The following is a 23,471-nucleotide window of genomic DNA, read 5'->3' on the forward strand; positions in this document are numbered from 1 at the left end:
CGATGGTGCACCGATGAGCGGCAAGCTCTCCCGGCTCTTCGGATCCACCCCGGTCCAGCGCCGCGTGCGCTACGGCGTGCTGGTCGCCGCCGTCGTCGCCGTGCCGCTCGCCGTGGCCGGCCTCGTCTCGGGGGCGTTCGCGGGTGCCGACGACAACATGAAGGCCATTCCCGCCGTCGTCGTGAACAACGACGAGATGGTCACGCTGACGCTGCCCGACGGCACCGAGCAGCCCGTGCTCGCGGGGCGCCTGCTCGTCACCGAGCTCACCGATCCCGACACCGCGGGCTTCGACTGGACGATCTCGAACGACGAGGAGGCCGCCGAGCTCCTCGCCGCGGGCGACGCGTACGCGGTGCTCACGATCCCAGACGACTTCTCGGCCTCGGTGACGTCGCTCTCGGGCGAGGAGCCCACCAAGGCGAATCTCGACATCCGCACCGACGACGCCCACGGCTACCTCGCGGGCTCGGTCGCGCAGTCGGTCGGCGACGCCATGACGACGACGTTCGGCCGGGAGCTCACCCAGCAGTACCTCGAGGGCTTCTACACGAACCTCGCGGCGCTCGGCGGCTCGCTCGGCGACGCCGCCGACGGCGCGGCCCAGATCTCCTCGGGCGTCGGCTCGCTCGCCGGCGGCCTCGGCGAGCTCTCGGGCGGCGTCGCGGCCTCGGCGGCCGGGGCGACCGAGCTCGCCGACGGCATGACCGACTACGCTGACGGCGTGGCGCAGTACACGAGCGGCGTCGACGGGATCGCGGACGGCCTCGGCGAGCTCAACGCCGGCGCGGCGGGCCTCGACGGGCTCTCTGATGGATGGGACCAGTACGTCGGCGGCATCAGCGCGGGCGTCGCGCAGATCGAGACCGACGTCGGTCCCATCGCGGATCGCCTCGACGCGTTCGTGGCCGACCCCGCGAACGCCGAGCTCATCGCCCAGTATCCGCAGATCGCCGAGGCCGCAGGGGCCATCGACGCGATCCGGGGCGATCTCAACCAGCTCTCCACGGGCGGCCAGACCCTCGCCGCCGCGACTCGCTCCGGCATCGACGGCATCCAGGGCGGCATCTCCGGCCTCGCCGGGGGCGCCGCGGAGCTCTCGGCGGGCTCGGTCGGCATCCGCGACGGCGGGTACGGCATGGCGGGCGGGGTCGGCGAGCTCGCCGGGGGCCTGACCCAGCTCTCGAGCGGTGCCGCGGATGCCGCGAGCGGCGCCACCGAGCTGGCGGGCGGCGCGGCCGCGCTCGCCGACGGCCTCGCCACCGGCGCGGAGGAGGCGAAGGCGCTCACCGACATCGACGCGCAGGCGACCGCCGACGTCGTCGCCGAGCCCGTCACCTCCACCACCGGGCGCGACAACGAGATCGGCACGATCGGCGAGGTCATCGGCATGCTGTTCGCCGCGATCGGGCTATGGCTCGGCGCGATGGCAATGTTCCTCGTGTTCCGGCCGTTCGGCCGGGAGGCGCTGCGGAGCACGGCCTCCACGGGCGGCCTCGTGGCTCGTACGCTCACGCGCGCCGGCCTCGTGGCCCTCGCGCAGGCGGTGGCGGTCGTACTGCTCATGCACGGCGCGCTCGGCGTCGCCTGGACGCTCCTGCCCCAGACGTTCGCGTTCGCCGCGCTGCTCGCGCTCGCGTTCACCGCCGTGCATGCGTTCCTCACGGCGTGGCTCGGGCGGGCGGGACTGCTCGTCTCGCTCGTGCTCGTGGCCTTGCAGCTTGCGGCATCCGGCGGGCTCTACCCGATCGAGGTGCTGAGCGGCCCGTTCCAGGCGATCAGCCCGTTCCTTCCGCTCACGTGGGCGGTGCAGGGGATGCAGCTCATCGTGGCGGGCGCGGGCGGCGCCGCGGTCGCGACGGCCGCCGGCATGGTGTCGCTCTTCGGACTCGTCGGCGTCATCGGCACGGCCGTGGTGGTGGGCCGGCGGCGCGGCATCCGTTCGATCGGCCTCGCGGCGACCGCGCTCGGGTGACGGCGAAGCAGGGACGGATGCGTCAGGTCTCGTGCCGGTGGCCCGGCATGATCGCCTCGAGCGCCCGGCGCGACCGCGTCAGCACGCGGCGACGACGGGTCGGCTGCGTGTGCCGGCGGGCGAACTCGAGGGTCTCCCGGAGCAGCTCCAGCCGCTCGCGTTCGGACTTCGCCTTGCGCGTATTGACCTCGGCGACGATCGATCCGGTCCAACCCCGCGCGGTGAGGGTCTCGAGCACCTCGGCGACGGGCTCCCGGCCGTGGCCCGGCAACAGGTGCTCGTCGAAGATCTGCCCCTCGCCGATCGCGCCCGACCCGTCGCACAGGTGCACATGGCGCAGGCGATCTCCCAGGTCGTTCGCGAACTGCAGGCTGTCGACGCCCGAGAGCGCAGCGTGCGAGAAGTCGAGCGTGACCGCGTCGCAGTCCATGATGCGCGGATCCCAGCCCGGCGCGTAGGCCTTCATGTTCCGCCCCGCCGCGCGCCAGGGGAACATGTTCTCGACGGCGATCTCGACGTCGTACTTCTCCGAGATCTCGCGGACGATGGAGAGGAAGTTCGACGCGTACGTCGCCTGCCAGCGGAACGGCGGATGCACCACCACGCTGCCGGCGCCGACCGCGGCTGCGAGCGCGGCCGTTCGGTCGAGCTTCACGCGCGGGTCCCGGCCCCACACGAAATGCGTGAGCAGCAGCACGGGCGCGTGGATCGAGAGGATCGGCAGCGAGTAGCGACGCGAGAGCTCGAGCAGCGGCTCGGGCTGCTGCGTCGACTCCTCCTGCGTGACCATGATCTCGATGCCGTCGTAGCCGGCGAGCTTCGCAAGGCGGAAGGCGTGCTCGGGCTCGAGTGGGTAGACGCAGGTGGTGCTCATGCCGACGCGGATCATCAGGCGGCAGTCTATCCGCGGACCCTGAGCGTCGGCGGGGGGCTGTGGACGGAGGCCGCGGAGGCGGTGAGCCGGGGGCCGTGAGCGGTGGGCTGTTAGCCTGAACGGAGCGCGAGGAGGAGGGACATCCGCCACATGCACGCCCCTGGACCTGAACGCGACGAGCTCCATGTCGAGCACGCCTACGACATGATCGTCGTCTCGAACCGGCTCCCCGTCGACTATCAGGCCGGCCCGAACGGCGAGACGCAGTGGCGGAATTCGCCCGGAGGACTCGTCACCGCGCTCGAGCCTGTCATGCGCGCCGCCGACGGCGCCTGGGTCGGATGGACGGGGATCGCCGACCGCGAGTTCGACCCCTTCGAACACGACGGCATCTCGATCATCCCCGTGCCGCTCACCGCATCGGAGCTCGAGGAGTACTACGAGGGCTTCTCGAACGACACGCTGTGGCCGCTCTACCACGACGTGATCGCCCCGCCCTCGTTCCACCGCGAATGGTGGGACGCCTATGTGCGCGTCAACCGCCGCTTCGCCGAGGCGGCCGCGCGCGCGGCCTCCGACGGCGCCGTCGTCTGGGTGCACGACTACCAGCTGCAGCTCGTGCCCCGGATGCTCCGCGAGAGCCGTCCGGACCTCGTGATCGGCTTCTTCAACCACATCCCGTTCCCGGCCTACGGCATCTACTCGCAGCTGCCGTGGCGGCGCCAGGTCATCGACGGGCTGCTCGGAGCCGACGTCATCGGGTTCCAGCGCGCCGCCGACGCGGGCAACTTCTCGCGCGCAGTCCGGCGCCTCTTCGGCTACACCACCCGCGGCACCATCATCGACGTGCCCGACAGCCGGAAGGCGGGCGAGACGCGTCGCGTGGTCGCCCGCCACTTCCCGATCTCGATCGACGTCGCGGGCTTCGAGGAGATCGCGCGCCGGCCCGAGGTGCAGGCGCGTGCGCGCGAGATCAGGTCGAGCCTCGGCGACCCCGAGACGATCATGCTCGGCGTGGACCGCCTCGACTACACCAAGGGCATCCGCCACCGCATGAAGGCGTTCGGCGAGCTCCTGCGCGACGGGCGACTCTCGGTCGAGACGGCCACGCTCGTGCAGGTCGCGAGTCCGTCGCGCGAACGCGTCGAGACGTACCGCCAGCTCCGCGATGAGATCGAGCTCATGGTCGGGCGCCTGAACGGCGATCACTCCACGCTCGGGCACCAGGCGATCGCCTACCTCCACCACGGCTACCCCCGCGAGGAGATGGTCGCGCTCTACCTCGCCGCCGACGTCATGCTCGTCACGGCGCTCCGCGATGGCATGAACCTCGTCGCCAAGGAGTACGTCGCCTGCCGGTTCGACGACGACGGCGTGCTCCTGCTCAGCGAGTTCACCGGGGCATCCGACGAACTCCGACAGGCGGTGCTCGTGAATCCGCACGACATCGAGGGCCTGAAGGACGCCATGGTCGAGGCGGTTCGGATGCCGAAACGCGAACGCACCCGTCGCATGCGAGCCCTGCGCAAGCGCGTGCGCGAAAACGACGTCGCCAACTGGTCGGCCACGTTCCTCGAGACGCTCACGGGCGCCGGGATCATCCAGCCCGGCGTGTCCGACCCGCTGCGCACCGCGCTCGGGCGCATCGCCGAGACCGAGCTGCTGCTCGTCGCGCTCGACTTCGACGGCACGCTCGCCCCGCTCGTCGACCGGCCCGAGGACGCCCGCGCGCCCGAGCGGGCGCGCTCGGCGATCCAGCGGCTCGCCGAGACCGACGACACGCGCGTGGCGATCGTCTCGGGCCGCGCGCTCGCGAGCCTCGGCGAGGTGGCGAGCCCGCCAGAGGGCACGCTGCTCAGCGGTTCGCATGGCGTCGAACTGCAGCTCGACGCCGGCGAGGTGACGATCGACCTCCGGGACTCGGAGTTCGCGCGGCTTCAGCGACTCGCGGAGATCCTCGAGGACGTCGCCGCAGGGTCCGACGGCGCCTGGGTGGAGCGCAAGCCCGCCGGCCTCGCCCTGCACACGCGGCAGCTCAGCTCCACGGCGGGCACTGCACTGCAGCAGGCGGCGCGCCAGCGCGTCGAATGGGAGGTGCAGGGCATCACCGTGCGCGCGGGCAAGTCCGTGCTCGAGTTCTCGGTTCGCTCGAGCGACAAGGGGGAGTCGCTCACGCGGCTGCGCCAGCACGTCGGCGCGAGCGCCGTCATCTACGTCGGCGACGACGTCACCGACGAGGACGCGTTCGCCGCCCTCTACGCGGAGGACGTGGGCGTGAAGGTCGGCCAGGGCAAGTCGATCGCGACCTACCGGGTGCGCAGTCCCGAGGATGTCGCGACCCTGCTCGAGGTGCTCGCCGATGCCCGCGACAGCGCGCGCGAGGCCGTCGCGCACTGGTCCTAGACTCGGATGCATGTCGGAGTTCGATCCCAAGCCCCGTAGTCGCGTCGTCACCGATGGCATCGAAGCCACCACGAGCCGGGGGATGCTCCGCGCCGTCGGCATGGGCGACGCCGACTGGGACAAGCCGCAGATCGGCATCGCGAGCTCCTGGAACGAGATCACGCCCTGCAACCTCTCGCTCGCACGCCTGGCGCAGGCTGCCAAGGAGGGGGTGCATGGCGGTGGCGGCTACCCGCTGCAGTTCGGCACCGTCTCGGTTTCCGACGGCATCTCGATGGGCCACGAGGGCATGCACTTCTCGCTCGTGTCGCGCGAGGTCATCGCCGACTCGGTCGAGGTCGTGATGCAGGCCGAGCGCCTCGACGGCTCGGTGCTGCTGGCGGGCTGCGACAAGTCGATCCCGGGCATGCTCATGGCCGCCGCCCGACTCGACCTCGCCTCCGTGTTCCTCTACGCCGGCTCCATCGCGCCCGGCTGGGTGCGCCTGTCCGACGGCACGGAGAAGGACATCACGATCATCGACTCGTTCGAGGCGGTCGGCGCGGTCAGGGCCGGCAAGATGAGCGAGGAGGACGCCCACCGCATCGAGTGCGCGTTCGCGCCAGGCGAGGGTGCGTGCGGCGGCATGTACACCGCGAACACGATGGCATCGGTCGCCGAGGCCCTCGGGCTGTCGCTGCCCGGGTCGGCGTCGCCGGCCGCGGCCGACCGCCGCCGCGACCACTACGCCCACCGCTCCGGGGAGGCCGTCGTCAACCTGCTGGAGCAGGGCATCACGGCGCGGAAGATCCTCACCAAGAAGGCGTTCGAGAATGCGATCGCGGTCGGCATGGCGCTGGGTGGTTCGACCAACATCGTGCTGCACCTGCTCGCGATCGCGCGCGAGGCCGACGTCGAGCTCACGCTCGACGACTTCAACCGCATCGGCGCGAAGGTGCCGCACGTGGGCGACCTGAAGCCCTTCGGCAAGTACGTCATGAACGACGTCGACCGCCGCGGCGGCCTCCCCGTGCTCATGAAGGCGCTGCTCGACGCGGGGCTCGTGCACGGCGACGCGCTCACGGTCACCGGCAAGACGCTCGCCGAGAACCTCGCCGAGCTGGACATCCCGCCGCTGGACGGCGAAGTGCTGCGCACGCTCGACAACCCGATCCACGACACCGGCGGTCTCACGATCCTGCACGGCTCGCTGGCGCCCGACGGTGCGGTCGTGAAGACCGCGGGCTTCGACGCCGCGACGTTCGAAGGACCCGCCCGGGTCTTCGAGCGCGAGCGCGCCGCGATGGACGCGCTGACCGCCGGCGACATCAAGCACGGCGACGTCGTGGTGATCCGCTACGAGGGCCCGAAGGGCGGCCCCGGCATGCGCGAGATGCTCGCCATCACGGCGGCCATCAAGGGCGCGGGCCTCGGGAAAGATGTACTACTCTTGACGGACGGTCGATTCTCAGGCGGCACAACCGGGCTGTGCATCGGCCATCTGGCACCCGAAGCGGTGGACGCAGGTCCCATCGCCTTCGTGCGCGATGGTGATCTGATACGGGTCGATATCGCAGCTCGTTCCATCGACCTACTGGTCGACGATGCCGAGCTGGCTGCCCGCCGTGAAGGCTGGGCTCCGCTTCCCCCGCGCTATACCCGTGGCGTCCTCGCGAAGTACTCGAAGCTCGTGCGCTCCGCCGCAGAAGGCGCCACGACGGGCTGAGTGCTGCGTCTCCCGCACACAACCGCCATCAGAACAGGAACCGAATGACCACGGAATCGACCCCCGTGCCGTCGCCCGCCCCAGTGCCGCCTGGCGCACCCGTGGAGCTCACGGGTGCCGAGGCGGTCGTCCGCTCGCTCGAGATGCTCGGCATCACCGACGTCTTCGGGCTGCCCGGCGGCGCGATCCTCCCCGTCTACGACCCGCTGCTCGACAGCCGCAAGCTCCGCCACATCCTCGTGCGCCACGAACAGGGCGCCGGGCACGCGGCGGAGGGCTACGCCTCGTCCTCCGGCAGGCTCGGCGTCGCGATCGCGACCTCCGGTCCGGGCGCCACGAACCTCGTCACCGCCATCGCAGACGCGCACATGGATTCCGTGCCGATCCTCGCGATCACCGGCCAGGTGTTCTCCAACCTCATGGGCACCGACGCGTTCCAGGAGGCCGACATCGTCGGCATCACGATGCCGATCACCAAGCACTCGTTCCTCGTGAAGCGCGCCGAGGAGATCCCCGCGACGATCGCCGCGGCGTACCACATCGCCACCACCGGTCGCCCCGGCCCGGTGCTCGTCGACATCACGAAGGACGCGCAGCAGGCGACGTTCCAGTTCCGCTGGCCGCCGAAGGTCGAGCTGCCCGGCTACCGGCCCATCACGAAGGCGCACGGCAAGCAGGTGGCCGCCGCGGCGCAGCTCCTGGCCGAGGCGAAGCGCCCCGTGCTCTACGTGGGCGGCGGCGTCATCCGGGCGCGCGCGTCCGAGGAACTCCTCGCCCTCGCCGAAGCGACCCGGGCGCCCGTCGTGACGACGCTCATGGCGCGCGGCGCGTTCCCCGACTCGCACGAGCAGCACCTGGGCATGCCCGGGATGCACGGCACGGTGCCCGCCGTGCTCGCCCTGCAGGAGGCCGACCTGCTCGTGGCCCTCGGCGCCCGCTTCGACGACCGCGTCACGGGCAGGTCGGCGCTCTTCGCGCCGAACGCGAAGGTCGTGCATGTCGACATCGACCCTGCCGAGATCTCCAAGATCCGCACGGCCGACGTGCCCATCGTGGGCGACCTGAAGGACGTGCTCGTCGACCTGCTCGCAGGGTATCGCGACGCCACGGCCGCCGGGAAACCCGATCTCGAGGAGTGGTGGGCGACGCTCGACGGGCTGCGCTCCGAGTTCCCGCTCGGCTTCACGAAGCCGTCCGACGGCTTGCTCGCGCCCCAGCACGTGATCCAGCGCATCGGCGAGCTCACGGGGCCCGAGGGCGTCTATGCCGCGGGCGTCGGCCAGCACCAGATGTGGGCGGCGCAGTTCATCAAGTACGAGCGACCCAACTCGTGGCTGAACTCCGGCGGTGCGGGCACCATGGGCTATGCGGTCCCCGCGGCGATGGGTGCCAAGGTCGCCGAGCCCGACCGCGTGGTCTGGGCGATCGACGGCGACGGCTGCTTCCAGATGACCAACCAGGAGCTCGCGACCTGCACGCTCAACGACATCCCCATCAAGGTCGCGATCATCAACAACTCCTCGCTCGGCATGGTGCGCCAGTGGCAGACCCTGTTCTACGACGGCCGCTACTCGAACACCGACCTCAACACCGGCCACGACACCGCGCGCATCCCCGACTTCGTCGCGCTCGCCGAGGCGTACGGCGCGCTCGGCATCCGGGTCACGAAAGAGGAGGAGGTCGACGCGGCCATCACGCTCGCCCTCGAGACGAACGACCGGCCCGTCGTGATCGACTTCGTCGTCTCGGCCGACGCCATGGTCTGGCCGATGGTGCCGCAGGGCGTGTCGAACAGCTACATCCAGTACGCCCGCGATCACTCGCCGGCATTCAGCGAGGAGGACTGACGATGTCGACACACGTGCTCTCCCTCCTCGTCGAGGACAAGCCGGGCCTGCTCACGCGGGTGGCCGGGCTCTTCGCCCGCCGTGGGTTCAACATCGAATCGCTCGCGGTGGGTCACACCGAGATCGCCGGGCTCTCTCGCATCACGGTGGTCGTCGACGTGGAGGACCTGCCGCTCGAACAGGTCACGAAGCAGCTCAACAAGCTCATCAACGTCATCAAGATCGTCGAGCTCGACCCCGCGCAGTCGGTGCAGCGCGAGCACCTGCTCATCAAGGTGCGCGTCGACAACGCCACGCGCTCGCAGGTGCTCGAGGCGGTGAACCTCTTCCGCGCACGCGTCGTCGACGTGTCGACCGATGCGCTCGTGATCGAGGTCACGGGCGACAGCGGCAAGACCAACGCCCTCCTGAAGGTGCTCGAGCCGTACGGCATCAAGGAGATCGCCCAGTCGGGCCTCCTCGCGATCGGCCGCGGCGGCAAGTCCATCACCGAGCGCGTCTTGAAGAGCTAGACAGCGCGGGTTGAGGCGCGCAGCGCGTCTCGAAGCCCGGAACCAACGACAACCAAGGAGAATGACAGCACATGGCTGAGATCTACTACGACAAGGACGCCGATCTCTCGCTCATCCAGGGCAAGAAGGTCGCCGTCATCGGCTACGGCTCGCAGGGTCACGCGCACGCGCAGAACCTCCGCGACTCGGGCGTCGAGGTCGTCATCGGCCTCAAGGAGGGCTCGAAGTCGAAGCCCAAGGCCGAAGAGGCCGGCTTCGAGGTGAAGAGCGCCGCCGAGGCATCCGCGTGGGCCGACGTCATCGTCATCCTCGCGCCCGACCAGGTGCAGCGCCACCTCTACGCGGATGACGTCGAGCCGAACCTCGCCGTGGGCAAGGCCCTCGTCTTCGGCCACGGCTTCAACATCCGCTTCGGCTACATCACGCCGCCCGAGGGCGTCGACGTGCTGATGGTCGCCCCGAAGGGCCCCGGCCACACCGTCCGCCGCGAGTACGAGGCCGGTCGCGGCGTGCCCGTGATCGTCGCGGTCGAGAAGGATGCCTCGGGCAACGCGTGGCCGCTCGCCCTCTCGTATGCGAAGGCCATCGGCGGCCTTCGCGCGGGCGGCATCAAGACCACCTTCACCGAGGAGACCGAGACCGACCTGTTCGGCGAGCAGGCCGTGCTCTGCGGCGGTGTCTCGCAGCTCGTGCAGTACGGCTTCGAGGTGCTCACCGAGGCCGGCTACCAGCCCCAGGTCGCGTACTTCGAGGTGCTCCACGAGCTCAAGCTCATCGTCGACCTCATGTGGGAGGGCGGCATCGCCAAGCAGCGCTGGTCGGTCTCCGACACCGCCGAGTACGGCGACTACGTCTCGGGCCCGCGCGTGATCGACCCGCACGTCAAGGAGAACATGCAGGCCGTGCTCGCCGACATCCGGTCGGGCGCGTTCGCCGAGCGCTTCATCGCCGACCAGGATGCCGGTGCCCCCGAGTTCCTCGCGCTCCGCGCCAAGGGCGAGGCGCACCCCATCGAGGCGACGGGTCGCGAGCTGCGCAAGCTCTTCGCCTGGAACGCGTCGAATGACGACGACTACGTCGACGGCGAGGTCGCTCGCTGAGCCTCCGGTGATCGAGGAGCGCCGCGCGAAGCTCGACGCGTCTCGAGATCACGAACGGCCCGCCCCGGAGCACCCGGAGCGGGCCGTCGGTCATTCGCGCGGACGGATGCCGGGATTCGCGGCGCGCGCGGCAACATCCGCGGCGGTCGAGGCGGTCGTCGAGATCAGGTCGTCGGGATCGACGTACGCGTACCCGTCGGTGTTCTGGCGGATCGACATCTCCGTGTGCGTGCCGGAGCGGTCCGCGTACTGGCGGCTTGTGCTCTCGACCCACCACCACTGGCTGAGGAACCGGTAGGTGCGGACGTCGGCGGCTCGGACCTTCGCCCAGATGGCGCGGGTGCCGTATGGCGCATTCGTCGCGCGGGCGATCACCGACAGGAGTGGCGGGAAGTCCTCGCAGTCGATCTCCTTGAACGAGCCGCCGCGTCCGTAGACGTACATCTCGCGGTCGGTCCCGATGATGGCAGTGTCCTCGACCGAGCGCAACGACCCGGGCGCTGCTCCCGCGATCTCGACCCGCATGCGATCGGCCTGTGCGGCCTCGAGCTGCGACATGAGACGGTCCAGTTGCGGCGTGAGGATGGGCGACAGGAAGTACCGGTACCCGTGATCGTCGGTGCTCCAGAGCCGGACACCCCAGCCGTCGTCGAATCGCTTGAACGCGGCCCCACCGGGGAGGGCGGCGTTCAGTTCGTTCCACGCCTGCAGGTCGCGCACCGTGATCGCGAGGGACGCGACCATCCTGGTGAGCTCACCCGGGTCGACGCCACGCACTACGACCTTGTCGAACGAAGGCGTGCTCGCGGGCGGCGTCTCGCTCCGCAATGCCGCGCGGATCGCATCCTGGGACATCGCATTCGAGACGATGCCGAACCGCCCGCTGAACCCCCCGCGCTCGACGAGGGCGAGATCGGGAAGCACGCCGTGACGCATCCACCAGTTCGCCGTCGCGACCCCCTCGCGGCTGTGGCGGATCTCCTCGATGTCGGCGGCCTCCGCGCCCGCCTTCACCGATTCTGCGACCTCGAGCCCGATGCGGACGATTTCGATGGCCGCGAGGACTCCGGCGCCGACCCGCGTGGAGGCGGGCGTCAGGATGCGGCCGCCCGGGCCGTAGACCCGCCTGCCGCTCATCGCCGACTCGGCGAGCTGGTTCAGCTGCATCTGGCGGGCCACCGATTCGCCGAGCGTGGCGCGGAACTCGGTGCTCACCCTTCGGAAGACCACGCGGCGGGAGAGTTGCTCCGACAGGTTCTGAATGCGGTCGGCCGTCCAGCTCTGCCGCGTCACGTCCCACGCGCTGCGCACGTGCTCGGCGAAGACCGCGGTGCCGAGCACACCGCGAGCCGCGCGGAGCAGGTCGAGCTGTTCCGCGCGCAGGCGGTGGACGTCCTGGAACCGCTCGGCGTCGAGTGCCGCAACCATCTGCACGACGTTCAGGAACACCCGAGAATAGGCCGCCATGCTGCGCACGTGGACGTCGAGGTCGCCACGTGCGGTCGTGGGGTCCGCCGCGGCGGCCGAGGTGCCGAGGGTCGCGAGGTCGCGGGTCACCCCCGTCGCGTCGCGGCTCCCGCGCATGCCGCCCGATCCCGAGGCGGCCGCGCGCATGGTGTCCCAGGCGGTGTCGGCGACGGCGCGGAGGCCCATCTCCCGGGCGATGAGATCCTTGTGCGTGCGGTTCACCGAAGCGAGGAGCGCCGCCGGCGCCTGGGTGGCGGCGAGGCTCTCGGCCATCGTGCCCGCCTCCGCGCGAAGCGCCGCGAGTTCGGCGAGGCGCCCGTACGCCTGTCGCAGCACGTTCTCGTTCGACCTGGCGATCTCGAGCACCTGCCGGACGCCGCTCGCATCGATCGTGACCGTCTGCAAGCGCGAGCCACGGGCCCTGACGACCTCCGCCGATCCGGCACGGCTCGGGTCGGTGGTCACACGCTCGGCCTCGACGCCCGCAGCGTCGAGGAACTGGATGGACGATGAGGGCAGGGCCGCGAACGACGTGCTCGTCTGCGTCAGGATGCGCGTGTCACCCCGCCCGGATTCGAACGCGAGCTGCAGCATGCGCAGCATGCCGCTCGCGTCGGGGCCCGTCTGCTCGCCGCCGTGGTGCGGAAGCTCGACGAATCGCAGGTTGCGCGCATCGGCACCGAGGAGGCGCCGGAATGCGACTTCACCGACGGCGCTCACGATCTCGTCGAACTGCCGGCCGGCCGCGTCGCCCGTGTAGATCGATCGTTCGCCGGTCACGAGGTCGGTCACCACGGTGACCGGACTCGTGCGGTTGCGGTTGTACGTCGTGCCGCCCGACGCCCTGGCGGCGGCGTGCGGGGCGACCGAGCGGAACTCGGTGAGCTCCAGGCTGTCGAGGATCGTCCGACTGATGTGCACCCCGCCGGAAGCCGCGCCCCCGCGGGTGACGTCGACGGTGATCAGGCGCTGTGTGGCCTGCACGGTCAGGTTCGCCCGGCTGAAGTTCCCGGCCGCCCGCAGCTGTTCGGCTGCGATGCGGACCGCCGTCTGGGAGAAGCCGGCGGTGGCGAGCAGCGGTCGCACGGCGTTGAAGTGGTCGGTATCGGGGTGGGAGATGCGGATCTCGGTCGGTGCGGCGGCAGGTCCGCCCGGGCCGGCGACGAGTCCGACGGCCGCCACGAGCCGAGCCACGCCGGGAGCGGTGGGCGAGAATGACGTGCCCGAGCCCGCGTCGAGCATGACGCTGCGCCCGCCGATCGACGAGAGCAGCACCGACCGGCCCTTCCCCACCTTGAAGATGTAGGCCTCGACTCCTCCGAGGAGAGGCGCCGGTGCGACGACCTCGAGCGCCGCGACTCGAACGAGGTCGAGTCGTGCACCGGAGGAGACCGAGAGCAGCAGGTCAGGTCGCGCGACGATCGAGAACCCCGACGGGAAGTCGGTCGCGAGCCGGGCCTCGTCGGATGCGTCGAGCAGCACCTCGTGGCGCGCGAGCTCAGCCTGATCGGGCGTATCGAGCGCAGCGCCGCCGCCCGCGCCGGGAGCCGGACCGGCACCCCCGCCGGATCCGGCGGGAGTGCCGGCACCCGGATGCGGGTCGCGTTGCATCGCGACGGAGGCCGCGGTGGCCGTGTTGCCGGCGGTTCGCTGCGCGGTCGCCAGCCCGGCCGCCGTCCACGCCGCTCCGGGCTTCCATGGGCGCGCGGGGTCGGTACGGGGTGCGCCGCGAACGGTGTCGAGGCGGGAAGCCGTGGCGGCGGCCGGGCGCGGACGCGCCTGCAGTGCAGCGCGCTCGCGGTCTCCGGGATCGGCCGTCGTCCCCACCGTCCCACACTAGATCGCGGCTCGCGACACGCCGCTTTTCGGGACGAATGGGCAGGCGACCCTACCCAAATGGGCAGGCGACCCTACCCGAATGGGCAGGCACGCCTGGCCGAGGAACACCTCGATGACGGGATGGGCGTGCCGGGTGATGCCGGCGGGTACCCTTTCGAGGGTGGTCGCCCCGAACCTTCCCGTCGAGATCGCTGTGCAGGACGTTGCCGGTGTCCGCATCGCCCTCGAGGCCGGCGCCGCCCGCGTCGAGCTGTGTCAGGCACTCGCGCTCGGCGGGCTCACGCCGTCCGCCGGGCCCATCTAGGCGGCGGTGGGGCTCGCGCGCGGCATCCGCGGCCGCCTCAGTGCACGTGCTCGTCCGTCCCCGTGGCGGTGGCTTCGTGTATGACGTCGACGAGGCCGGACAGATCCTGCGGGACATCCGCGTTGCGCGTTCGCTCGGCGCCGATGGTGTGGTGGTGGGCGCGCTGACGGATGCCGGTGCGCTCGACCTCGCGACGGTCGACGCGTTCCTGGGCGCCGCCGACGGACTCGACGTCGGTGCACCGCGCGGTCGATGCATCCGCCGATCCCATCGCCGGCGTCGTGGCCCTCGTGGACACGGGGGTGCGCCGTGTGCTCACCTCCGGCGCCGCGGACTGCAGGGGCGACCTCGACGCGCTGCGCGCCATGGCAGCCGTCGCCCGCCGCCGGATCGAGGTCATGGCCGGCGGGGGAGTGACGGTCGAGGACATCGGCGTGCTTCGCGAGGCCGGCGTCGACGCGGTGCATCTCTCGGCGCGAGGACGATGGCGGCGCGGGGGCCCAGCGGACCGGGCGGCGGCGAATCCGGCTTCGACACGACCGATGCGGCGCTCGTGCGTGCGGTCGTCGAGGCGGCCCGGGCGGTGCCGCGATGAACGTACCCGTCTCCTCGCTAGGCTGGTGACATGGCCCGCGACTCCGACGATGACGCGCTGCGCTGGGAGGGCGACGACGACCCGACGCTCGCGCCCGGCTGGAAGACCGTGGGCAGCCCGGTGCCGCTCGAGGGCGCGCCCGCGGAAGGGGACGGCGCGCCCGCGGAGGGGACCGCACCAGAATCCGAAGCGCCGACGGATGCCGCCACCCAGCCGGGCTCGGCCGAGCTCGTCATGCTCGGGGTGCTCGGTGGGGTCTACCTGCTGTATTCGATCGGCTGGCTGATCACGGCGTCCCGACCCGCACCTGTGCTCGCCGACCCCGTGGCGGAGTTCATGTACGGGTTCGGCAGGTGGTTCGCGGTATCCGCACCGGCGCTGTGGTTCGGCGCCGTGCTGTGGCTCGCCGCCGGGCACCGGCGGGCCCGCCTGCTCTGGCTCCTCGCGGGGGCCTTCGTCCTCGTGCCCGTCCCGTTCCTGCTGCGAGGTTGAGATGACCGAGGCATCCGTTCCCGCCGGCGACGCCGGCACCGGTGCGGCCGGGGCATCCGCTGCCGCGCCGCGCCCGGCCACACCCCTGTGGCTGGCCGTCACGATCGCGGCCGTCTTCGGCGTGCTGTACGCCTACGACGTGTGGGAGGCGGTGCGCGATCTCGTGGGCGTGTCGCTCATGGTCGGCGACCTGGGCGTCTCGCTCGCGGGTATCGGCATCGCCCTGCTCATCGCGGCCCTCCTCGTGCCGATCGTCGTCTACGCGCTCGCCTTCTGGCTGGGGTACCGCCGCGGTCCGCTCGCGCAGGTCGTGCTCTTCCTCGCCGGGTACGCCGTCGTGCAGGTGCTCACGCTCGACCTCGCGGCGTTCTTCGAGCTTGGCGGCATCGACTTCTCGTGACGCCCACCCGGGCGCGAGCCCCCGGCGTCATAGAAACGGAGCCGGCACACGGCCTCCAGTAGAGTGAACGGGTAGGCGCCCCGACGGCGTGTGGCGCATCCCACCCCGCATCAGCGCGTCCGCGCGCGCATCGCCCCGAAGGAACCGTTTCGTGTCAAAGCCGGTCGTGCTGATCGCTGAAGAACTCTCGCCCGCCACCGTCGAAGCCCTGGGGCCCGACTTCGAGGTCCGCAACGTCGACGGCACCGACCGTCCGGCACTGCTCGCTGCGCTGGCCGACGCGAACGCCATCCTGGTCCGGTCGGCGACCAAGGTCGACGCCGAGGCGATCGCGGCGGCGCCGAAGCTGCAGGTCATCGCCCGCGCGGGCGTCGGCCTCGACAACGTCGACCTCAAGGCCGCCACCACCGCGGGCGTCATGGTCGTGAACGCGCCGACGTCGAACATCATCTCGGCCGCCGAGCTCACGGTCGGACACATCCTCAGTCTCGCCCGCCACATCCCCGCTGCGCACGCGGCGCTCGCACAGGGGGAGTGGAAGCGGTCGCACTACTCGGGCGTCGAGCTCTACGAGAAGACCGTCGGCATCATCGGCCTCGGCCGAATCGGCGCCCTCATCGCGGCCCGCCTGCAGGCGTTCGGCACCGACGTCATCGCGTACGACCCGTACATCGCGGCGGCGCGCGCGCAGCAGCTCGGCGTGCAGACGGTGAGCCTCGACGAGCTCCTCGAGCGCAGCGACTTCATCACCATCCACATGCCGAAGACGCCCGAGACCACGGGCATGATCGGCGCCGAGCAGCTCGCGAAGATGAAGCCGACCGCGTTCGTGGTCAACGTCGCGCGCGGCGGCCTCATCGACGAGCAGGCACTGCACGACGCGCTCGTCGCCAAGACCATCGCCGGCGCCGGCCTCGACGTCTTCGTCTCGGAGCCGCCCAAGGACTCGCCCCTCCTGTCGCTGCCGAACGTCGTCGTCACCCCGCACCTCGGCGCGTCGACCGACGAGGCGCAGGAAAAGGCCGGCGTCTCGGTCGCGCGGTCGGTGCGTCTGGCTCTCGCGGGCGAGCTGGTGCCCGACGCGGTGAACGTCGCGGGCGGCGTCATCGACGCCTACGTGCGCCCGGGCATCCCGCTCGTGGAGAAGCTCGGGCAGCTGTTCGCCGGACTCGCGCACGGCCCGCTCACGAGCCTCGACGTCGAGGTGCGCGGCGAGCTCGTCGACTACGACGTGAGCGTGCTGAAGCTCGCCGCGCTCAAGGGCGTGTTCACCAACGTCGTGAGCGAGACCGTGTCGTACGTCAACGCGCCGCTCCTCGCCGAGCAGCGCGGCATCGACGTGCGCCTCATCACCGATCCCGAGAGCCCCGAGTACCGCAACGTCATCACGCTGAGCGGCGCTCTCGCCGACGGCACGCAGGTGTCGGTCGCGGGCACGCTCACGGGCACGAAGCAGATCGAGAAGCTCGTGGGCATCAACGGCTACGAGATCGAGGTCCCGATCGCGACGACGCACATCATCATGGAGTACACCGACCGTCCGGGGATCGTGGCGATCTACGGCCGCGAGTTCGGCGACGCGGCCATCAACATCGCCGGCATGCAGATCGCCCGCCGCGAGGCCGGGGGCCAGGCGCTCAGCGTCCTCACCGTCGACTCGCCGGTGCCGACCGAGGTGCTCGAGCGGGTGCGCACCGCCATCGACGCCGCGGTGCTCGTGGAGATCGACATCACCGAGTAGTCCGGTCGGCGGCGGCGGGCGAGGAGGATGATGCCGATGATGATCACGACCGCGCCGACCACCATGAGGATGTAGCCGACCAGCTGAAGGTTGATCCACTCGACCGTGAGGTTCAGCGCGAACGCGAGGGTCGCGCCGATGGCGAACAACACGATACCGAGACCGAGCCTCATGTGCGGGTCCTGCTTTCTCTCCGGCGGCGCAGGGGCGCCGCGTTTCGATGAGGCGGATACCTCGTCCTGAGGCCGAGTGTATCGAGCGGTCCCGCGCGTGGACACTACGCTGGGAGGGGTGGCGCACGAAGGAGAATCCATGGTAAGTACGGTCAGGCTCGCGGTCATTCCGGGCGACGGCATCGGTCCCGAGGTCGTCGCGGAGGCGCTCAAGGCGCTCGATGCCGCGGTCGCGGGAACGGAGGTCTCGTTCGAGCAGACCCCGTTCTCCCTCGGTGCCGCACGGTACCTCGAGACCGGCGACGTGCTGACCGGCGACGACCTCGCGGCGATCAGGCAGCACGACGCGATCCTGCTCGGCGCCGTCGGCGGAGTCCCCGGCGACCCCCGGCTCGCGGGTGCGAACATCGAGCGCGGACTCCTGCTCCGGCTCCGGTTCGAGCTCGACCACTACGTCAACCTCCGCCCGTCGGTGCTGTACCCCGGCGTGACCAGTCCGCTCGCGAACCCGGGCGACGTCGACTTCGTCGTCGTGCGCGAGGGCACCGAGGGTCCCTACGTCGGCAACGGCGGGGCGATCCGGGTCGGCACGCCCTCGGAGGTCGCGAACGAGGTGAGCGTGAACACCGCCTACGGGGTCGAGCGCGTCGTGCGCTACGCGTTCGCCGCGGCATCCGCTCGCCCGAAGAAGAAGCTGACGCTCGTGCACAAGACGAACGTGCTCGTCTTCGCCGGCTCGCTCTGGGAGCGGACCGTCGACGCGGTGGCCGCCGAGTATCCGGATGTCGCGGTCGACTACCTGCACGTCGACGCCGCCACGATCTTCCTCGTCACGGATCCTGCTAGATTCGATGTCATCGTCACGGACAACCTCTTCGGCGACATCCTCACCGATCTGGCCGGCGCGATCAGCGGCGGCATCGGACTTGCGGCCTCGGGCAACATCAACCCCGACGGCCGGTTCCCGAGCATGTTCGAGCCGGTGCACGGTTCGGCTCCCGACATCGCCGGGAAGGGCATCGCCGACCCCACCGCCGCGATCCTCTCCGTCGCACTGCTCCTCGACCACCTGGGTCACCCCGAGCTCGCGGCGAGGGTGCAGCGGGCGGTCGCCGCCGACATCGCCGGACGCGGCGACGCGCGACGCTCGACCTCCGAGGTCGGCGACGCGATCGTCGCCCGGATCGACGTACACGAGACCCAGCGCATCTGAAGGAAGGCACCATGACGACGACGATGAACCTCACCCTGAAGACCCCCTCCGAGGCGGGACTGACGTGGGCGGTCACGCGCAACGAGAACGCGCGCACCGACGCCGACCGCGAGGCGATCCTCGCCGACCCGGGCTTCGGCAACCACTTCACCGACCACATGGTCGACATCTGCTGGTCGGAGAAGGGCGGGTGGCATCGCCCCCGCGTCTCGCCGTATGGGCCGATCCCGCTCGACCCGGCGGCGGCGGTGCTGCACTACGCGCAGGAGATCTTCGAGGGACTGAAGGCGTACCGGCACGCCGACGGCTCGATCTGGAGCTTCCGGCCCTACGAGAACGCGGCGCGCATGCAGCGTTCCGCCCGGCGCATGGCGCTGCCCGAACTGCCCGTGTCGTACTTCATCGACTCGCTCAAGCAGCTGATCGCGGTCGACGGCTCGTGGGTGCCGAGCGCCGCGGAGACGAGCCTCTACCTGCGCCCGTACATGTTCGCCAAGGAGGCGTTCCTCGGCGTGCGTCCGGCGAAGAAGGTCGCCTACTACGTGATCGCGAGTCCGGCGGCCGCGTACTTCCCGGGCGGCGTCGAGCCCGTGAACATCTGGCTCTCCACGACGTACGCCCGCGCCGGCAAGGGCGGAACGGGCGCCGCGAAGACCGGTGGCAACTACGCGTCGAGCCTGCTGCCGCAGGCGGAGGCCTACGAGAAGGGATGCCAGCAGGTGGCGTTCCTCGATCCGGCCGGCAACCTCGAGGAGCTCGGCGGCATGAACATCGTGCTCGTCAGGCGCGACGGCACGCTGCTCACGCCCGAGTCGGACTCGATCCTCGAGGGCATCACGCGCGACTCGATCCTGCAGCTCGCCGCCGACCGCGGCCACGTCGTGGAGCGCCGCCCGATCGCTCTCTCGGAATGGCGCGATGGGGCGGCATCCGGTGAGATCGTCGGCGCCTTCGCGTGTGGTACGGCCGCGGTGGTCGTGCCGATCGGGCGCCTCCTGGCCGAGGACTTCGAGATCCTCCACCACGGCGACGAGGCGTCGGAGCTCGCCCTGTCGCTCCGCGAGGAGCTCACCGGCATCCAGTACGGCCGCGTCGAGGACCGGCACGGCTGGATGGCCCGGCTGGACGCGTGACTGCGGCCTCCGGCATCCGCTCGTTCCGCCGGGCGGCGGCGGCAACGGGCGGCCGGGTGCGGTGGTCGGTGCGGCCATGGTCGGCTTCGACGGGCACTGCGGCTGGGTGAACTATCTCGCGGTCGACGAGTCGCGTCGCGGGGCGGGGCTCGATGCGGCCATCATGGCCGAGGCCGAGCGGCTCCTCATCGAGCGGGGGTGCCCGAAGCTCAACCTGCAGGTGCGGTCGACGAACACCGACGTCATCGAGTGGTATCGGTCGCTCGGCTACGAGCCCGACCACGCGGTGAGCCTCGGCAAGCGACTGATCCCCGACGCGACGGGCGGCCCCTTGTACTGACGAGCGGTGCCAAGTACCGAGGCACGAGTCCGCTGCCCTGACCGATGGCAGGCATCGCACATTGCTTCGATGTCGGTGGGTGGTGACATCATCGGAGTATGGCAGAGATGTTCGAGGACTCGACGGGTGGGCTCGGATTGGTCGATCCCATCGAGGGCAGCGATGTGGCCTTCGATGAGCTGCCGTCCGCGCTCGACGTCGAGCTCGAGTTCGCGGGGGTCGCGGCCTCGTTCGACGTGTTCGCCGAGCTGTGCACCGCCCTCGATGAGGCGGAGCAGGCGCAGTTCGCGGTGAACCGGGCGATGGCCGCCCACCTCGACGCGGTGCGGCGGGCGCTCGAGGTTGCGGCGAGTGAACCGGGGGTGTACCTCCGGCCGGAACAGCTGCGTTCCCCTGAGGCGAACGAGCTCGCGGTGCGGGCGGCCGCCACCGAGCTGTCGATGCGGTTGCACCTGCCGGTCGGCACGATCCGCGGCCGCGCTCATGAGGCGACCGTCCTTCGAGAGCGACTCCCACGTGTGTGGGCGAGCTTCCGCGATGGCACGGTCGCGTATGTCGGTGCTCGGGTCGCGGCCGACGCGGCAGCCGGGTTCGCGCGGGGTGACGCACGGCTGGCCGAGCTCGACGACGAGCTCAGTGCCGTGATCGGCACGGTCACGACCACGAGACTTCGGCAGCTCGCCCGCACCGTGTTGGCGCGGCTGGAGCGTGAGCGGCTCGAAGCCCGCCACACGCGCGCCTACGCCGACCGCCAAATCGTGGTCGAGCACGGCGACGACGGAATGGCGTGGGTGAGCCTCTATACCTCCCAGGTCGACGCCGCCCGCATCGGCGCACGCTTGGATGCGACCGCTCACCGCGACGTGGGCGTAGGAGACGAACCACGCACGCTCGACCAGCTTCGTGCCGACGCCGCGGTCGCGTGGCTCACCGGCGACGGCACCCCGACCGCGGCCCGGGTCGAGGTCATCGTGACCGTGCCGTGCCTCAGCCTCGCCGGTGCGGATGACGAAGCGGCCACCCTCGACGGCGTCGGCCCGATCGATCTCGCGACGGCGCGGCAGTTGTTCCACGATGCCCCCTCGTTCCTCCGTCTGGCGGTCGACCCGATCACGTCGGCTCCACTGGAGCTCGACCGCACGAGGTACCGACCTACGAAGGCGCAGCGTTTGTGGCTCGCGCTCACCCATGGTCGCTGCACGCGTCCCGGATGCGATCGCCTCGCCGTGAGTGCCGATATCGACCACCTCCACGACTGGCAACACGACGGCGTGTCGAACCCTGCGAACCTCGCGCCCTCCTGCCGCGGCGACCACCGGCTCAAGCACGCCACGAGGTTCGCTCCGACGAAGAACCCCGACGAGACGGTCACCTGGCGAAGTCCCACGGGCCGCAGCTACACCGATCCGCCACCGTTCTGAGCCCCGCCGGCATTCTGAGCGGGGCGGGGCCACGCCGTAGGCTGGCTCCATGAAGATCGCGCGCTTCTCGCACGGTGAGACCATCGCCTTCGGCATCGTCGACGAGGAGGAGCACGAGCTCGTCGTACTCAAGTCCGACCCGATGTTCGCCGGGTACGACCCGACGGGGGAGCGGGTGCCGCTCGCCGAGGCGAAGCTGCTCGCACCGGTGATCCCGCGGTCGAAGGTCGTCGCGGTGGGCCGCAACTACCGCGAGCACGCCGCCGAACTCGGCAACGAAGTACCGGCCGAGCCGCTCATCTTCCTGAAGCCGAACACCTCGGTCATCGGACCCGGCGACGCCATCGTGCTGCCGAGGCAGAGCGAGCGCGTCGAGCACGAGGGAGAGGTCGCGGTCGTCATCGGCCGCATCGCCAAGAACGTCTCCGAAGCGGATGCCGCGGGCGTGATCTTCGGGTACACGATCGCGAACGACGTCACCGCGCGCGACCTGCAGCGTCGCGACGAGCAGTGGACGCGCGCCAAGGGCTTCGACACCTTCTGCCCGCTCGGGCCGGTCATCGACACCGAGCTCGACCTCGAGCGCGGCACGATCGAGACGAGCGTGAACGGCGTGCGCCGGCAGGAGGGACGGCTCGCCGACATGGTGCACTCGATCCCGGCGCTCGTCGCGTACTCGTCGAGCGTCTTCACGCTGCTCCCGGGCGACGTCATCCTCACCGGCACGCCGGCGGGCGTCGGGCCGATCGTCGATGGCGACACCGTCGAGGTCACGGTGTCGGGACTCGGCACGCTATCGAATCCGGTGCGCGCGGCGGGCTGAACGCGCGGCTGCGGCATCCGGTCGCGGCATCCGCCCGCTCAGCGACCCATACTGGCGGCGGCGAGGTCGACATCCTCCTCGTTGTTCCACAGGTGGAATGCCACACGCGCACGGCCCGCGCGGCCCGACGCGGTCATGCCCGCCGCAGAGAGGGCGGCGAGGTCGGCGCCATCGGGGTCGGGCCAGGTGACGATCGCGCTGTCGGATGCCTCGAGCCCGAGCCGCTCCCGGAACGCGTTGGCGAGGCCGAGGTCGTAGCGCTCCACCTCGTCGGCGTCGAGCGACGCGGCGAAGCCGAGTGCGGCCTCGGCGCCCTCCCACGCGTGCCACGCAGGTGAGACGTCGAACCGGGTCGCGTCGTCGGCGAGGTGCAGGTCGGGTCCGTAGGTCGACGTCCACGGGTCGGCGCCCGAGTACCAGCCGGCGGTGTAGGGCACGATCTCGTCGACGGCCCGGTCGGAGAACGCTGCGAACGCGGCGCCGCGCGGTGCGCTGAGCCACTTGTAGGCGTGGCACACGATGAGGTCGGCGTCGAGATCGGTGGTCGGAAGCCAGCCGGTGGCCTGCGTCGTGTCGACAAGCGTCAGCGCGCCGTGGTCGCGGGCAGCAGCGGTGACGGATGCCGCGTCGGCGACCTCCCCGGTCGCCGACTGCACGAGCGAGTATGCGACCAGCCACGTGGTGGCGTTCACCTCGTCGGCGAGCGCGTGCACGGGCACGTGCCGCACCCGCAGGTCGCCGCGGACGAGGAACGGCGCCACGACCGACGAGAAGTCAGCGTCGATGCAGAGAACCTCGGCGCCGCGTGGGGCGGAAGCGGCGACGAGGCCGGCGAACACCGAGACCTGCGACCCCGTGGCGACGCGTCGTGGAGCGACGCCGAGGAGGGTGGCGGCGTGCCCACGCGCGCGTTCCAGAGTCGCGGAGTAGTCGTGGGCGCTGGCCGTGCCGGCGGCCCATCGGTCGAGGTCGCGTTGCACGGCATCGCGTGTGGTGTGCGTGGGTATGCCCAGCGTGCAGGCGGCGAGGTAGCCGCGCCCGGCAGTGAAACGGTCGCGAAGGGAGTCCATGCGACCAGTCTCCGCATCACGACATCCATTCGACAAGAGCAGGT

18 protein-coding genes and 2 pseudogenes are annotated in these 23,471 nt (G+C 70.9%); 16 read left to right on the forward strand and 4 right to left on the reverse strand.

The features are described from left to right. Nucleotides 1–13 precede the first annotated feature (13 nt). Entirely contained in the window at nucleotides 14–1,975 is a 1,962-nt protein-coding gene (locus IEX31_RS01350) for a YhgE/Pip family protein (RefSeq protein ID WP_188741626.1), read from the forward strand. Between the two features lie 22 nt (nucleotides 1,976–1,997). Here IEX31_RS01350 and IEX31_RS01355 read toward each other — a convergent pair whose 3' ends face one another. Next, complete coding sequence (locus IEX31_RS01355; RefSeq protein ID WP_188741627.1) at nucleotides 1,998–2,864, reverse strand: sugar phosphate isomerase/epimerase family protein; 867 nt, start codon at nucleotides 2,862–2,864, stop codon at nucleotides 1,998–2,000. A gap of 135 nt (nucleotides 2,865–2,999) precedes the next feature. Between IEX31_RS01355 and IEX31_RS01360 the strand changes: the two genes are divergently transcribed. The 5 genes from IEX31_RS01360 (at nucleotide 3,000) to ilvC (ending at nucleotide 10,416) form a co-directional block, all read left to right on the forward strand. Next, entirely contained in the window at nucleotides 3,000–5,252 is a 2,253-nt protein-coding gene (locus IEX31_RS01360; protein ID WP_188741628.1) for a bifunctional alpha,alpha-trehalose-phosphate synthase (UDP-forming)/trehalose-phosphatase, read from the forward strand. 10 nt (nucleotides 5,253–5,262) lie between these two features. After that, nucleotides 5,263–6,957: a dihydroxy-acid dehydratase gene (gene ilvD, locus IEX31_RS01365; protein ID WP_188741629.1), complete on the forward strand. Its 1,695-nt coding sequence runs from the start codon at nucleotides 5,263–5,265 to the stop codon at nucleotides 6,955–6,957. Nucleotides 6,958–7,001: 44 nt separating this feature from the next. Then, a complete protein-coding gene (locus IEX31_RS01370; RefSeq protein WP_188741630.1) occupies nucleotides 7,002–8,804 on the forward strand; it encodes an acetolactate synthase large subunit in 1,803 nt (600 codons plus the stop codon). A gap of 2 nt (nucleotides 8,805–8,806) precedes the next feature. Next, nucleotides 8,807–9,316: an acetolactate synthase small subunit gene (gene ilvN, locus IEX31_RS01375; protein ID WP_188741631.1), complete on the forward strand. Its 510-nt coding sequence runs from the start codon at nucleotides 8,807–8,809 to the stop codon at nucleotides 9,314–9,316. 71 nt (nucleotides 9,317–9,387) lie between these two features. After that, on the forward strand, nucleotides 9,388–10,416 hold the full coding sequence (gene ilvC / locus IEX31_RS01380) for a ketol-acid reductoisomerase (RefSeq protein ID WP_188741632.1): 1,029 nt from the start codon (nucleotides 9,388–9,390) through the stop codon (nucleotides 10,414–10,416). Nucleotides 10,417–10,506: 90 nt separating this feature from the next. Here ilvC and IEX31_RS01385 read toward each other — a convergent pair whose 3' ends face one another. Continuing rightward, complete coding sequence (locus IEX31_RS01385; RefSeq protein WP_188741633.1) at nucleotides 10,507–13,710, reverse strand: ComEC/Rec2 family competence protein; 3,204 nt, start codon at nucleotides 13,708–13,710, stop codon at nucleotides 10,507–10,509. A 172-nt stretch (nucleotides 13,711–13,882) separates the two neighbouring features. On the opposite strand from IEX31_RS01385, the gene IEX31_RS19200 reads away from it, so the two are divergent. From IEX31_RS19200 to serA, 5 genes and pseudogenes are all read left to right on the forward strand, one after another. Then, entirely contained in the window at nucleotides 13,883–14,026 is a 144-nt protein-coding gene (locus IEX31_RS19200) for a copper homeostasis protein CutC (protein ID WP_268236938.1), read from the forward strand. A 76-nt stretch (nucleotides 14,027–14,102) separates the two neighbouring features. Further along, a pseudogene (locus IEX31_RS19205) lies at nucleotides 14,103–14,445 on the forward strand (copper homeostasis protein CutC); the annotation flags it as partial. A 206-nt stretch (nucleotides 14,446–14,651) separates the two neighbouring features. Further along, nucleotides 14,652–15,113, forward strand: a complete 462-nt coding sequence (locus tag IEX31_RS01395; protein ID WP_188741634.1) for a hypothetical protein — start codon at nucleotides 14,652–14,654, stop codon at nucleotides 15,111–15,113. A 1-nt stretch (nucleotide 15,114) separates the two neighbouring features. Next, a complete protein-coding gene (locus tag IEX31_RS01400) occupies nucleotides 15,115–15,513 on the forward strand; it encodes a hypothetical protein (RefSeq protein WP_188741635.1) in 399 nt (132 codons plus the stop codon). A gap of 151 nt (nucleotides 15,514–15,664) precedes the next feature. Next, nucleotides 15,665–17,254 carry a phosphoglycerate dehydrogenase gene (serA, locus tag IEX31_RS01405; protein WP_188741636.1) on the forward strand — a complete coding sequence of 530 codons (1,590 nt, stop codon included), beginning with the start codon at nucleotides 15,665–15,667 and terminating at the stop codon, nucleotides 17,252–17,254. Nucleotides 17,255–17,307: 53 nt separating this feature from the next. On the opposite strand, the pseudogene IEX31_RS19385 reads toward serA, so the two are convergent. After that, nucleotides 17,308–17,610 (reverse strand): annotated as a pseudogene (locus IEX31_RS19385) (hypothetical protein); the annotation flags it as partial. Between IEX31_RS19385 and IEX31_RS01410 the strand changes: the two are divergent. The 5 genes from IEX31_RS01410 to IEX31_RS01430 all read left to right on the forward strand — a co-directional run bounded on the left by IEX31_RS01410 (nucleotide 17,567) and on the right by IEX31_RS01430 (nucleotide 22,357). Continuing rightward, on the forward strand, nucleotides 17,567–18,640 hold the full coding sequence (locus tag IEX31_RS01410) for a 3-isopropylmalate dehydrogenase (RefSeq protein WP_188741637.1): 1,074 nt from the start codon (nucleotides 17,567–17,569) through the stop codon (nucleotides 18,638–18,640). The pseudogene IEX31_RS19385 and the gene IEX31_RS01410 overlap by 44 nt on opposite strands. A 23-nt stretch (nucleotides 18,641–18,663) precedes the next feature. Further along, a complete protein-coding gene (locus IEX31_RS01415) occupies nucleotides 18,664–19,773 on the forward strand; it encodes a branched-chain amino acid aminotransferase (RefSeq protein WP_188741813.1) in 1,110 nt (369 codons plus the stop codon). Nucleotides 19,774–19,834: 61 nt separating this feature from the next. Continuing rightward, entirely contained in the window at nucleotides 19,835–20,113 is a 279-nt protein-coding gene (locus tag IEX31_RS01420; RefSeq protein WP_268236939.1) for a GNAT family N-acetyltransferase, read from the forward strand. Between the two features lie 98 nt (nucleotides 20,114–20,211). Beyond that, complete coding sequence (locus IEX31_RS01425) at nucleotides 20,212–21,534, forward strand: HNH endonuclease signature motif containing protein (RefSeq protein WP_188741639.1); 1,323 nt, start codon at nucleotides 20,212–20,214, stop codon at nucleotides 21,532–21,534. Between the two features lie 49 nt (nucleotides 21,535–21,583). Continuing rightward, a complete protein-coding gene (locus IEX31_RS01430; RefSeq protein WP_188741640.1) occupies nucleotides 21,584–22,357 on the forward strand; it encodes a fumarylacetoacetate hydrolase family protein in 774 nt (257 codons plus the stop codon). A 38-nt stretch (nucleotides 22,358–22,395) separates the two neighbouring features. On the opposite strand, the gene IEX31_RS01435 is transcribed toward IEX31_RS01430, so the two are convergent. Beyond that, the gene (locus IEX31_RS01435) at nucleotides 22,396–23,427 is read right to left on the reverse strand and encodes an aminotransferase class V-fold PLP-dependent enzyme (RefSeq protein WP_188741641.1); all 1,032 of its coding nucleotides are present in this window, start codon (nucleotides 23,425–23,427) and stop codon (nucleotides 22,396–22,398) included. Nucleotides 23,428–23,471: the final 44 nt, after the last annotated feature.

The organism is Agromyces bauzanensis (assembly GCF_014645655.1).
Taxonomy (GTDB): domain Bacteria; phylum Actinomycetota; class Actinomycetes; order Actinomycetales; family Microbacteriaceae; genus Agromyces; species Agromyces bauzanensis.